This is a genomic window from Dokdonella fugitiva (assembly GCF_004342425.1).
Lineage (GTDB): Bacteria > Pseudomonadota > Gammaproteobacteria > Xanthomonadales > Rhodanobacteraceae > Dokdonella_A > Dokdonella_A fugitiva.
Genome location: NZ_SLWQ01000002.1, coordinates 1 through 12205, shown reverse-complemented (window position 1 = coordinate 12205; position 12205 = coordinate 1). Strand labels below are relative to the sequence as shown.

At 68.0% G+C, this 12205-nt stretch carries 13 protein-coding genes; 7 read left to right on the top strand and 6 right to left on the bottom strand.

Annotated elements, in window-relative coordinates; all coding sequences use genetic code 11:
• Positions 1-48: 48 nt before the first annotated feature.
• A complete protein-coding gene (locus EV148_RS04265; protein WP_131994059.1) occupies positions 49-2121 on the bottom strand; it encodes a hypothetical protein in 2073 nt (690 codons plus the stop codon).
• 238 nt (positions 2122-2359) lie between these two features.
• On the opposite strand from EV148_RS04265, the gene EV148_RS04260 reads away from it, so the two are divergent.
• Complete coding sequence (locus tag EV148_RS04260; protein WP_131994056.1) at positions 2360-2620, top strand: hypothetical protein; 261 nt, start codon at positions 2360-2362, stop codon at positions 2618-2620.
• 65 nt (positions 2621-2685) lie between these two features.
• The gene (locus tag EV148_RS04255; protein ID WP_131994053.1) at positions 2686-3069 is read left to right on the top strand and encodes a VOC family protein; all 384 of its coding nucleotides are present in this window, start codon (positions 2686-2688) and stop codon (positions 3067-3069) included.
• On the opposite strand, the gene EV148_RS04250 is transcribed toward EV148_RS04255, so the two are convergent.
• The 5 genes from EV148_RS04250 to yhbY all read right to left on the bottom strand — a co-directional run bounded on the left by EV148_RS04250 (position 3070) and on the right by yhbY (position 7993).
• Positions 3070-4383 (bottom strand): PepSY-associated TM helix domain-containing protein, encoded by a 1314-nt coding sequence (locus tag EV148_RS04250; protein WP_199222716.1) that lies wholly within the window; start codon positions 4381-4383, stop codon positions 3070-3072.
• Between the two features lie 50 nt (positions 4384-4433).
• Entirely contained in the window at positions 4434-6749 is a 2316-nt protein-coding gene (locus EV148_RS04245) for a TonB-dependent receptor (RefSeq protein WP_131994047.1), read from the bottom strand.
• Between the two features lie 61 nt (positions 6750-6810).
• A complete protein-coding gene (locus EV148_RS04240) occupies positions 6811-7191 on the bottom strand; it encodes a DUF2946 family protein (RefSeq protein WP_131994044.1) in 381 nt (126 codons plus the stop codon).
• A 101-nt stretch (positions 7192-7292) separates the two neighbouring features.
• A complete protein-coding gene (locus tag EV148_RS04235; protein WP_131994041.1) occupies positions 7293-7691 on the bottom strand; it encodes an Mth938-like domain-containing protein in 399 nt (132 codons plus the stop codon).
• 5 nt (positions 7692-7696) lie between these two features.
• Positions 7697-7993: a ribosome assembly RNA-binding protein YhbY gene (gene yhbY, locus EV148_RS04230; protein ID WP_131994038.1), complete on the bottom strand. Its 297-nt coding sequence runs from the start codon at positions 7991-7993 to the stop codon at positions 7697-7699.
• Between the two features lie 137 nt (positions 7994-8130).
• On the opposite strand from yhbY, the gene rlmE reads away from it, so the two are divergent.
• The 5 genes from rlmE to EV148_RS04205 all read left to right on the top strand — a co-directional run.
• The gene (rlmE, locus tag EV148_RS04225) at positions 8131-8751 is read left to right on the top strand and encodes a 23S rRNA (uridine(2552)-2'-O)-methyltransferase RlmE (RefSeq protein ID WP_131994035.1); all 621 of its coding nucleotides are present in this window, start codon (positions 8131-8133) and stop codon (positions 8749-8751) included.
• Positions 8752-8842: 91 nt separating this feature from the next.
• A complete protein-coding gene (gene ftsH, locus EV148_RS04220) occupies positions 8843-10777 on the top strand; it encodes an ATP-dependent zinc metalloprotease FtsH (protein WP_131994032.1) in 1935 nt (644 codons plus the stop codon).
• Between the two features lie 101 nt (positions 10778-10878).
• Positions 10879-11142 carry a helix-turn-helix domain-containing protein gene (locus EV148_RS04215; protein ID WP_158287316.1) on the top strand — a complete coding sequence of 88 codons (264 nt, stop codon included), beginning with the start codon at positions 10879-10881 and terminating at the stop codon, positions 11140-11142.
• Positions 11143-11197: 55 nt separating this feature from the next.
• A complete protein-coding gene (locus EV148_RS04210) occupies positions 11198-11605 on the top strand; it encodes a hypothetical protein (RefSeq protein ID WP_131994026.1) in 408 nt (135 codons plus the stop codon).
• Between the two features lie 464 nt (positions 11606-12069).
• Positions 12070-12205, top strand: a 136-nt coding sequence (locus EV148_RS04205) for a transposase (RefSeq protein WP_241988003.1), incomplete at its 3' end; no start/stop codon positions are given.

Here is a 12205-nt window from a genome sequence, read left to right as displayed (position 1 = left end):
GTTTCCAAGCCCGCGAGCCGCCCCTTCAGGCGGGGCGGTGTCCGCGCATCACGGCTGCAACTGCAACCGGTTCGACGTACCCGTGAGGTCGCGCTTGAGGGTGAGCCAGAGTTCGTTCGCGCCCGCGCGCAGTGACGGGTAGTAGTCGACGTCGGCCGTGAGCGTTGCGCCGTTGAACTTCACGCTCGACGGGTACGCATTCATGCCGCGCACGACGAGCAGCGGGTGTTTCAACGTGCGACCCGCGCCGACCGCGATGTTCGCATCGAGCGCATTGCCCGCGGCAGCGAACGTGAGCGCGCCGTAGACCGGGTCGTAGCCTGGGGGTGCGTAGGTGATCGCGTCGCTGCGCGCGGGGCCGGCCGGCCCACTCGTCGCGACGGAGCCGATGCTCGCGCCGAGAGCGAGCGTCTGGATCGCCTCGACCTCGGCCCGTTGCGCCTCGACCGGCCCCGCGCTGTGCGGGCCGAGCACGACGTGGACCGCGTAGCTCTTCTTCGGATAGCCGGGCGCGGTGGCGACGACGCCGTCGTGCACGTCGTAGCTCGCCTGGCCGAGGAAGCCGTACGAGGTGCCCCAGGTCAGGCGCGCGTTGTTGCTCGACGCGCCGACGTCGATCGAATATGCATTCGCCTGGTAAGGCCAGCTGTCCTGCCACGGCATCGCGTAGCCGTCGCCCGCGTCGCCTTGCGCGCTCGTGTGGTTCCAGTACGCGGTGACGTCGTGATAGAACGCGTTGCGTGCGCCTGCGTCCTGCTGCGTCATGGTCTGGCTCTGCACGAGCCCCATCGTCGCGTTCGTCGACGTGATCCAGAGCTTCACGTACGGCACGCTGTTCGGCGTGTTCCACGCCCACGCGCTGTCGAGCGTGAGGGGCGCGGTCGTGCTCGTGAACTGCCAGCGGTCACCCCAGGCGATGCCGCTGATGTCAGCCGCGCCGAGGCCGTCGATCTCGAGCTCGCCGTATGGCGCGCGCGAATCGTCGAACAGCGTGTTCGCACCGAGTGCGCTCATGTCGAAAGTCACCGACCACATCGGGTTGTCGCGCCCGGTCGAGAAGCTCCAGTCGATCGCCACCGGCACGACCATGCTCGCGCCACCCGGTGCCGCGCTGCAGTGGCGCGGGTAGTCCTGCGTGAAGCGGAAGATCGCGTGATGGCGGCCTTCGAACACGCGCTGGAACGAGCCGGGCGTGCCGTAGCCGAGCGGCGAATCGTCGCCGTTGCAGCCGCCGCCGTTGCTCGGCCAGGCCGAATGCGAAACGACGTAACCGAAGCCACCCTGGCCCGCGTTGCCGTAGTCGGTGACGCCGGCGACGCGCGTTGAACCGTCGGGCATCTGGTAGCGGAATTCGCGCAGCGCGCCGCCGCGGTTCGGGTACCCGCCGGGTGCGGTCGGGCCTGTCTGGCCGTCGTTGTGCGCGAGCACGGCGACGCGCGGCTTGTTCGCCGAGTCACGCCAGGTGAAGCGCTCGCTGACCATCGAGCCGACCGTGACCGCGTGTTCTTCCACCAGCATGTTCGCCGCGACCGGCATGCCTTCGAAACCGTTCGCGAAGATGAGGTCGACGGTGTTGCCGGCCGCTTGCAGCGTGACGTCGTCGAGATAGACCGTCGGTTGCGTGCCGGCGACGTTGCTCGTCACGTCGATGCGGTCGAAGTTGCCCGAGTACGACAGCGGCGGCTGGGTGATCGGCACCGTGACTTCGCGCCAGCTGCCGGCGGCCGGCGCGCCACCGGCGATGAAGGAGCCGAGGTTGCCTTCGGCGACGACCGTGCACGGATTGCCCGCGGCACTGCAGTTCGACTGCAGGACGAGGCCCAGTTGTTGCCCGCCACTCGTGCCGCCGTGCACCCACAAGTGCAGCACCGGATAGTTCGCGGTCGAGAGCAGGCCGGTCTCGTGCGTGAACGAGACGGCGTTGAAGGCGTTGCCCGCGAGCGAGATCGAATGCGTGCCTGCATGCACGGGTGTCGTGTTGGCGAAATTGCTGCCGCCGCCGTAGGACCAGTCGCCGAAGCCGTTCCCGAGCGCGTCGTCATAGACGACGAGCGACTGCGCCGATGCGCCGAGTGGCAGGAGCAGGAGGGTGGCAATGGACATGCGGCTGTGACGGGTCATGGCGGACTCGCGCGGAAGGACGAACTGGGTTACGCGATTGTGCAACGGAACCCGCCATGACGACCGCGGCGCCGCCGCATCGACCGCGGCCGGATCGCCGATGCGTCCATGGCCGACGCGGTCCGCGCAGCTGAAGGGATCGCAAACATGGGTGAAGCGCGGCCCATTCCGCGACGCAGGTCACCGAATGGGCAGGAACCCGGGGCCATAGTGCCGGTCCCGAAGCCCGGGAGCGGCCATGAACCCCGAGTGGCGCATCGTTGCCGTCGTCAGCACGCCGATCCTGAACACGGCCGTGCGGGACGTGTGCGACGCCGAGCCCGCGCACTACCGCAGCCGCAAACTGCCGTCACGCTGCGAGTCATTGGCGCATTGGGAACTGATGGTCAACTATGCGCAGGGCGAGCTTTCCGGCGCGGCGTCCGCGGGCATCCTCCTGCGCACCCTGCGCTCGACGACCGCAGCACGCGTGGTCGATCTGGAAGTACCCTGCGACTGAGCGAAGGTGCGTCGCGCACCGACGCGCGGCATCATCGGCGCAGTGGAGCAAGGTCGGGCACGGCGATGAAACGCATCTGGACCGTCATCGGCGTGCGCGATGTCGCGCGCAGTTTCGCCTGGTACCAGCGCTTGTTCGGCCAGCCCGCGAGCGAACCTGCACACGCGTACTTCGGCCAGTTGGTCGACGCCGACGGCACCGTCCTGCTGTGCCTGCACGCGTGGGGCGCGCACGATCATCCCACGCTCGCGAGCGCCGATCGCGCGGAGCCGGGCAACGGCTTGCTGCTGTTCTTCCGCGTCGATGACTTCGAGGCTGCGCTCGCGCGTGCGCGCACGCTCGTCGAGCGCCTGGAAGAGGAACCGAACCTCAACCCGAACACGAGGACGATGGAGTTCTCGGTGCGCGACCCGGACGGCTACCACGTCACGCTCAGTGCCTGGTCCTGATCACGGCGACGCGGCTGGGTCGTCCGCATCGTACCCCGCAAGCCCGAGGAAGCGCGCCGCGCGCGGGATCCTTCGCAGCACCCAGCGCTCGCCGAGCGCGACGGCGACGAGGCTGCAGCCGAGCAGCGGCAACAGGATGCCGATCGCGGCGATCAGCAGCGCCAGGAGCATCGATGCGCGCGCGCCGGCCATCGGCGGCGGCGCGCCGAGCATCGCCGGCGGTCGACGCCGCCACCACAGGCGCACGGCGGCGACGCAGGCGACGATGAGGCCGAGCGCGGCGACCACGCCGAGCACCTGGTTCGCGATGCCGAACAACTGTCCTTCGTGCGCGGCGACACCGTAGCCGACGATGCGGTCGACCAGTGGCCGCGCCGCGAAGGTCGTTTGCGCGGCGAGCCGGCCATCGGCGTCGAACGAGGCCTGGCCGCGTCGCGGCCGGTTCGCCGCATCGGATTTCGCGGTCCAGCGCGTGTCGCGGGCGGACGGCGGCATCACCAGCACGGGCGGCGCGAGCGACAGCGGCCGGGCCGCCGCGACGACGCGGTCGAGCGCCGCGAGGTCCTGCCCCGACGGCGGCGTCGCGGCATGGTCGTGGTGCGCGCGGGCCGACGATGCGGGCGACGCGCCGATCGGCCAGTCCGCCTGCACGACGCGTTCGCCGCTCCAGCGGCGCAGCTCTTGCAGCAGCGAGCCCCAGGATTTCGCCCATGGCAGGCCCGACACGAGCAGGAACAGCACGAGGCCCGAAACCCAGAATGCGGTCACGCCGTGCAGGTCGCGCCAGAAAATGCGCTTGCCGCTGCGCAGGCGCGGATGGAGCACGCCGCCAAACCCCGTCGCGCAGCGCGGCCACCACAGGTAGAGCCCGGTCAGGATCATCACGATCGCCCAGGACGCGGCGAGTTCGACCAGCATCGAGCCGCGATCGCCGAGCAGCAGCTCGCCGTGTAACCGCGCGAGCACGCGCATCGGTCGCGCGTCCTCGGCGGTGATCGCGAGCACGCGCGCCGATTGTGGGTGCACGTACGCGCGCCATTCGCGGCCGCCGGCGTCGACGAGCACCTGCGCGGCATCGCCGTCGTCCGCGGGCAACTGGTACGCGCCGAGGACCGCACCGGGCACGGCCGCGAGCGCGGCGCGCACCTGCGCGGATGGCGCAGCGCGCATGGTCGAGGTCGCGATGCCGGCATATGGACGATCGAGCAACGCCTCGATCTGCGGCCGGAACAGGTAGATCGATCCGGTCACCGCGAGGCAGAGCACGAACGGGATGCAGAACAGGCCCGCGTAGAAATGCCAGCGCCAGATCATGCGGTGCCGGCGCGCGGTGGCCCGGTCGCATGGGTTGCGTGCGGCGCGCATCAGTAGCGCACGTCCACGCTGGCGACGATCGTGCGTCGCGGGAACGGATGGAACAGCACGTAGTCGCGATCGGCGAGGTTGTCGACGCCGAGCGCGGCCGACACGTGTTCGCTGGCCTTCCAGCGCACGCGCGCGTCGAACACGACGAAGCGGTCGAAGGCACCGTAGACGTGCGGCGTCGTGTCGGTGTTGTCGAGCGTCGAATATTGCTTGCCGCTGTAGCGGCCGGCGAGCGTGAACGTCCACGCATCGCCGGGATGCCAGGTCGCGACCGCGCTCGCGCGCCAGCGCGGCACGTTCGGCGCGTGCTTGCCGATCGACGTGCTGCCGCCTTGGCCGACGAAGCCGTCGTTCTCGAGGATGGTCGAGTCGACGAAGGTGAGGCTCGCGGCGAGGTCGAGGCCGTGCAGGCCGGCGTCCTTGCATTGCGCGACCAATTCGACGCCGCGGTTGCGCAGCCTGCCGACGTTGTCGACGAAGCTGACCGGCGCGGCGACGCCTTCGATCGTCGAGGTCTGTGAGATCAGCGCGTCGCGCATCGCTTCTTCGAACACCGAGATGCGCAGCGTGCCGCGTTCGCCCGTGCGTTCGAGCGCGAGTTCGCCGCTGAGCGCGCGTTCCGGGCGCAGGTCCGGGTTCGGCGACACGAACGTCGAGCCGGTCGAGACGATCTGGTAGAGCTCGCTCACGGTCGGGAAGCGTACCGCCCGGCCGAGCGAGCCGGACACGCGCCAGTCGGCCGACGGCGTCCAGCTCAGCGTTGCCTTCGGCGACCATGCCGAGTCGGAGCGGTTCGGCTGGACGATCGTGGTGCCGCCGCTGACGTTGAAGCCGTCACGCGCGCGCCAGCGCTCCGCACGCACGCCGAACGTCGCGAACCATGCCGGCGCGAGCGACCATGCGTCCTGCAGCCAGAGCGCGCTCGTGCGGGTCGTGCCGGCGCCCGCGGTGAACAGGGTCGTCGCGCTGCCCGCATCCCGCCACGCGGTGGTGTTGCGCGTCGCATTGTCGAGCGTGTACTCGTCGACGTGTGCGCCGAATGCGACTTCATGCGCCGCAGGACGCCAGGTGCCCTGCAGGTCGAGCGTGGACCAGTTCGTGCCGCCGAGGTCGGCTCGACGCCCGTTCGGCGTAAACGTCGTGCCGTCGCCGACGCCGGCCGGGGAGAGCTGGCGGTCGTGCAGGTAGTCGTAGTGCGTGATGACTGCCTCGCCATCCCAGCGGCCGTGCGTGTCCGTGCGCAGTGACAGCGCCTGCATCAGGTGCGCCTGGTCGACGGTGTAGTGGTTGTTCGCGAAACCGGCGACGTGGCCGAACGTTGCCCGGCCGACGGCATCACGGAGATAGGTCTCGACGCGCGAGTCGGCATCGTTGTTCCACCAGCCGGCGAGCCAGGTCGCGCGCAGCCATGGCGTGAAGTCCCAGCTGACCCTGCCGTTCAGAGCGTGCATGCGCGTGTGCAGCAGGCCGCCGGCGCCGAACACGTCGGCCGTCTGGCCGAGCTTGTTGGTCGCGTCGATCGCGCCGGTCGTCCCCGGTGGCGGCATCGCGCCGGTGATGAAGGCGAGCGGCTGGCTGAAGCTGTCCTGCACGTTCGCGCCGACGAACCAGGACGCGGCACCGGCGCGGCCGCCCGCGGTCGCGCTCGCCTGCGACGTCGGATGGTCGCCGCTCGTGCGGTAACGGTCGAACGATTGCAGCGCGCCGCTCTGCTCGAACGTGAATTCCGTGCGTTCGGGCGTGCGCGTCACGATGTGCAGCACGCCGCCGATCGAATTGCCGGCGTACGCGGCGGAAAACGGGCCGTAGAGCATCGTCATATGGTCGACCTCGGCGGGCGCGGCCATGCCCCAGCGCGGCGCGCCGAGCGTGTTGTTGTTGGCGACCAGCGCGGAGATGAGCACGTCGTCGACGTAGACGAGCGTGCGCGCGCTCGAGCCTACGCCCCAGGTGCGCGTGGCGAGCACGGGTTGCGTGTCGCCGTAGTTGCGCTTGCGCACGAACAGGCTCGGCAGGTACTTGATCGCATCCTCGACGTCGATCGCATTGACGGTCGCATCGATCTCGTCGGCGTCCACCGTCGCGGTCGACGCGGGGAAGGCAGGGGACTCGATCGCGTCGTTGCCATCCGCGTGCACGACGACGCCGGGCAATGGCGTCGTCGCGGTCGCATCGGGTGCGGCGTCGGCACGCGTGTCGTCGGACGCACGCGCAGCCGGCGCGAGCGCGAGCAGGGCCGCGACCGCGACGGTGCGGAGTGGTGGTCGCGCGCGGCCGGCGCGCACGCGCGCGCGACCGCAGGTTCGTTGAACCATGGGTGTTCCTCGTGCAGGCGAAGACGGACCGGCTGCGCATGCGGCGGCCGGCGTCGGAGGCTCAGGCGGGGAACGAGGGCGGGCCGCGCGGCAGTGCGGCGGTGAACGGGGCGCGCGGTCGCAGGGTGGCCCGGGCCGGCGGCGGTGGCAGCGCGGGCGCAAGCAGGAGCGGCGCCACGTACGCGGCATTCGCGATCGAAGGAGAATGCGCGAGGAAGTCGCAGTAGGCACACTTGCTCCAGCAATCCTCGCCGGGCAGCGTCGATTCGTGCGCATCGACGTCCGCATGATGGTGCGCGTGCGCGGCATGCCCGCCATGATCGACCGGGGCGCAGGCACTGGCGATGCGCGAGGCCGTCGGCACGAGCGCGAGCAACAGGATGGCGACGAGGCCCATCCATGCGACGGCGCGGTGCAGGCGGCGGCTCGCGATCCCCATCATGTGATTGTGGCCGAAAATCCCAGAAGCGATGATGCGGCAAACGGTCCCGGCCTGCCGCCTCGCATAGGTACCGCGAGGACGCGGGAAGGTTGTCGCGCGCTTCAGGCGCCCGCGGCCGGGGCGTGATGCGACGGGAGCATGATCGCGGCGACGACGCGGCGGCCTTCGCCGGCGAGCAGGTTGTACGTGCGGCAGGCGGCCGCGTTGGTCATGACTTCGACGCCGATGCGGCGCCGGAGCAGGGCGACCAGCGCTTCGCGGGACGGGAATACCTGCGTCTCGCCGGTGCCGAGCAGGACCACCTCGGGTTCGAGTGCGGCGATCGCTTCCGCTGCCGCGACATCGAAATCACCCGGCATGGCGACGGGCCAGTCCTCGACGATGCGGTCGGGCGCGAGCAGGAGGCTGGCCGTGAGTTCGCGGTCGACGACCGTGACCGCGCCCGGCGCGCAGGCGCGGAAGAAGAAGTGGCCTTCCGGCAGTTCGTGGGTGAGTTGCACGAGGGCTATTTCGGCAGCGGGTACTGGTTGCGCTCCGGATTGCGCTTGTAGAAACACGCCATCTTGCCGATGACCTGCACGAGATCGGCACCCGAATGCGCGCGGATCGCCTCGATCGAGGCGGCCCGCGACTCGCGGTCGTCGTCGGCCAGCTTGACCTTGACCAGCTCGTGGTGGTCGAGCGCGCCGTCGAATTCGGCCAGCAGCGCCTCCGTGACGCCTTTCTGCCCGACCAGGATCACCGGCCTGAGGTCATGGGCGAAACCGCGCAGGTAGCGCTTCTGGGACGAGGACAGGGGCATGAACGGCAACCGAATCGGGGCGGGAGGAGGAGCCGCCCGCGGGTCGGACAGGGTATCATGCCGCACTGGACGAGTCCCTCGCAGCGCGCGCCGGCATCGGTGCGCGGCGCCACGGGCAAGATCGCGGTTCCTGGCCCATGGCACGCAGCAAATCGAGTTCCCGCTGGCTGCGGGAGCACTTCAACGACCCCTACGTCAAACGCGCCCAGGCGGAAGGCTGGCGTTCGCGCGCGGTGTTCAAGCTCGAGGAACTGATCGAGCGGGACCGCCTGCTGAAGCCGGGCATGGTCATCGTCGACCTCGGCGCGGCGCCCGGCGGCTGGTCGCAGGTCGCCCGCGAACGGCTCGGCGACAAGGGGCGCGTGATCGCGCTGGATATCCTGCCGATGCAGGGCATCGGCGGGGTCGAGTTCATCCTCGGCGATTTCCGCGAGGATTCGGTGCTCGAACAGTTGAAACAGGCGCTCGGCGGGGCGGAGGTCGATCTTGTGCTTTCCGACATGGCCCCCAACATGAGTGGCGTGAACGCGGTCGATCAGCCCCGTTCGATGCATCTGGTCGAACTTGCCGAGGAATTCGCGGCCCAGTACCTGCGCAGGGGCGGGGCGTTCCTCACCAAGGTTTTCCAGGGCGAAGGTTTCGACGATTTCGTCAGGCGCTTGCGTGCGGGCTATGAGCGAGTCAGCATCCGCAAGCCGAAGGCCTCCCGGGCGCGCAGCCCGGAGGTGTATGCGCTGGCCACGGGCAAGCGCGCGTGAGGGCATTCATGTTCGACTGTTCCAAGACCACCGACGCTATTCGTGAGACGTCCGCGCGACACCGCGGCGGCGCTCGCGCAGGATCCGCACGATGAACGACATGGCCAAGAATCTGCTGCTCTGGGTGGTCATCGCCGTCGTGCTGCTGACCGTGTTCCAGAGTTTCAATCCGCGGACGTCGCCGCCGTCGGACGTGTCCTATTCGGAGTTCACCCAGAAGGTGGGCAACGGCAGCGTTGCGTCGGTGACGTTCAGCGCCGAGATCCCGTCGAAGGCGACGGCCAAGCTCAAGGACGGCACCAATACGGTCTCGACGATCGTGCCGATCGACGGCAACAAGGACCTGCTCGAGCTGCTCGCGAAGAACGGCATCGAGGTGCGCCAGACGCCGCCCGACAACGTGATCTCGCTGTGGCGCATCCTGCTCGACTGGGTGCCGATCCTGTTCTTCATCGGCCTGCTCATCTACTTCATGCGGCAGATGCAGGCGGGCGCGGGGGGGCGCGGCGCGATGTCGTTCGGCCGGTCGCGTGCCAAGCTGCAGGGCGAGGACCAGGTCAAGGTCACGTTCGCCGACGTCGCCGGCTGCGACGAGGCGAAGGAAGAAGTGTCCGAGCTCGTCGAGTTCCTGCGCGACCCGTCCAAGTTCACCAAGCTCGGCGGCAAGATCCCGCGCGGCGTACTCATGGTCGGCTCGCCCGGTACGGGCAAGACCCTGCTCGCGAAGGCGATCGCGGGCGAGGCGAAGGTGCCGTTCTTCTCGATCTCCGGCTCCGACTTCGTCGAGATGTTCGTCGGCGTCGGCGCCGCGCGCGTGCGCGACATGTTCGAGCAGGCGAAGAAGCACGCGCCGTGCATCATCTTCATCGACGAAATCGACGCGGTCGGCCGCCATCGCGGCGCCGGCCTCGGCGGCGGCCACGACGAGCGCGAGCAGACGCTGAACCAGCTGCTGGTCGAGATGGACGGCTTCGAGGGCAGCGAGGGCGTGATCGTGATCGCCGCGACCAACCGCCCCGACGTGCTCGATCCCGCGCTGCTGCGCCCGGGGCGCTTCGACCGCCAGGTGGTCGTGCCGCTGCCGGACGTGCGCGGCCGCGAGCAGATCCTCAAGGTACACATGCGCAAGGTGCCGGTCGCCAACGACGTCGAGCCGATGACGATCGCGCGCGGCACGCCGGGCTTCTCCGGCGCCGACCTCGCCAATCTCGTCAACGAGGCCGCGCTGTTCGCCGCGCGCGAGAACTCGCGTGAAGTGCGCATGGACCATTTCGAGCGCGCCAAGGACAAGATCATGATGGGCGCCGAGCGGCGTTCGATGATCATGAGCGAGGACGAAAAGAAGCTGACCGCCTACCACGAGGCGGGCCATGCGATCGTCGGTCGCCTCGTGCCCGACCACGACCCGGTCTACAAGGTCACGATCATCCCGCGCGGCCGCGCGCTCGGCGTGACGATGTACCTGCCCGAGAACGACCGCTACAGCTACAACAAGGAAAACATCATCAGCCGGCTGTGCTCGCTGTACGGCGGCCGCGTCGCCGAGGAACTCATCTTCGGCGCCGACAAGGTCACCACGGGCGCGTCGAACGACATCGAGCGCGCGACCAAGATGGCGCGCAACATGGTCACCAAGTGGGGCCTGTCGGACAAGCTCGGCCCGATCGCCTACGGCGAGGAGGAGGACGAGGTGTTCCTCGGCCGTTCGGTCACCCAGCACAAGAACGTCTCCGACGAGACCGCGCGCCGCATCGACGAGGAAGTGCGCGACATCCTCGATCGCGCCTACGCGCGCAGCACCGAGCTTCTCACCGAGAACCTCTCCAAGCTGCACATGATGGCCGAGGCACTGCTGCAGTACGAGACGATCGACGCGCAGCAGATCGAGGACATCATGGCCGGCCGTACGCCGGGCCCGCCGAAGGACTGGCGCGGCGACAAGAAGCCGGGCAGCGGCGACAAGCCGCGCGGCGAAAGCCCGATCGGCGGCCCCGCGGTGCAGCCGCGCGTACGCCTCGAGGACTGAGCCAGGCTCCATCGGCCCGCGACCCTGCGAAGGGCGCGGGCTTTTCAATGCCCGGGAAAATGAAGCGCCAGCACAAGGACCAGCTCGGCTTGGAAAATCATTTGAGCCTCGCTTGTGTCGTCGGGCTCGCCGCGCGGGTGCGCGAGGCGCGCCGGCGCGCCAATCTCTCGCAATCGGAACTCGCGCGGCTCACCGGCGTTTCGGCCAGTGCCGTCTCGCAGTGGGAGAACCCGGCGGGAACACAACCGGACCTCGATCGCGTGCTGCGCATCGCAGTGGCGACAGGCGTGTCACTCGACTGGCTCATCGCCGGCGCCGAATCTCGCGCATCCGCGTTCGTCTGGCCCGCGAAGTTCAGTATCTAGGCGACCATGGGTACAAATGGGTCAATCAATGGTCCCTGAAGCCAGGAGAATAGCGATGGCCATGATTCTCGCGTTTATCGTAGCCAATATGGGCTTCCTGTGGAGCGGAGCGCGTTTTAGGATTGTCGGATCTGAGATCTCCACTGTGAATGGAGGGGATGCGCTTCTTGCTATAGAGTCTGACGTTCTTCGATTGCGATTTGTTTGCGACAGAGGTCAGCTCTTTCTTGATTTCCAGGCAAAATTTGCACAACAACAATCAGTATGGTTCTCGGTAGATCTCGTTCGTCGGCTGTTTCTTGGCCGACCTGAGTCATCTGGTGTGCTTGATGACGCCTATGCTGTGTTCATTCGGGAAAATCTACCGGACATAGAAAGATGTTTCGATGATGCGAATTGGTCTACGACCTACGCAAAGTTGAAGGAACTCAAGACTAAACGCGCCAAAGAAATGTTCGGTTGATGTGGTAAACCGCGCGTGCATGACGAGGTGGTCTCCTTTTAGTCGCCAAACTGAGAGGAGGTCCCACCATGCACGCGGTGAAAGTATCAATCAAAGGGGACGGAGGAATTATCCGTTTGAATCGTCCGCGCGGTGACGTTCGGACGAGGTAGGTCAATCGACCGCATTCCTTCCGAGGACACGCGTCACGGTCCGTTCGAGTTGCCCTGATGAGCCGTGCAAAAACCTCAGAACTCGCAAGAAGAGCGAAATCGACACGATGGCTTCAGGACCGTGTTTCGCAGCGGCAATGGTCGTGTCGTCCTTGGTAGAACACCGGAACCCTTGGGGGCAGGTCGACGTCCCCCCGATTTTGAGTAGCACGCCGATCTGGAGTCCAATCCCCCCCGAAGAGGAGATTGGACGTGAAGAAGCGATTCAGCGAAGAGCAGATCATCGGCTTCCTGCGTGAGGCAGAGGCCGGCATGGCGGTGAAGGACCTGTGCCGCAAGCACGGCTTCAGCGAGGCGTCGTACTACCTGTGGCGGAGCAAGTTCGGCGGCCTGAGCGTGCCGGAGGCGAAGCGGCTGAAGGAGCTGGAGACGGAGAACGGTCGCCTGA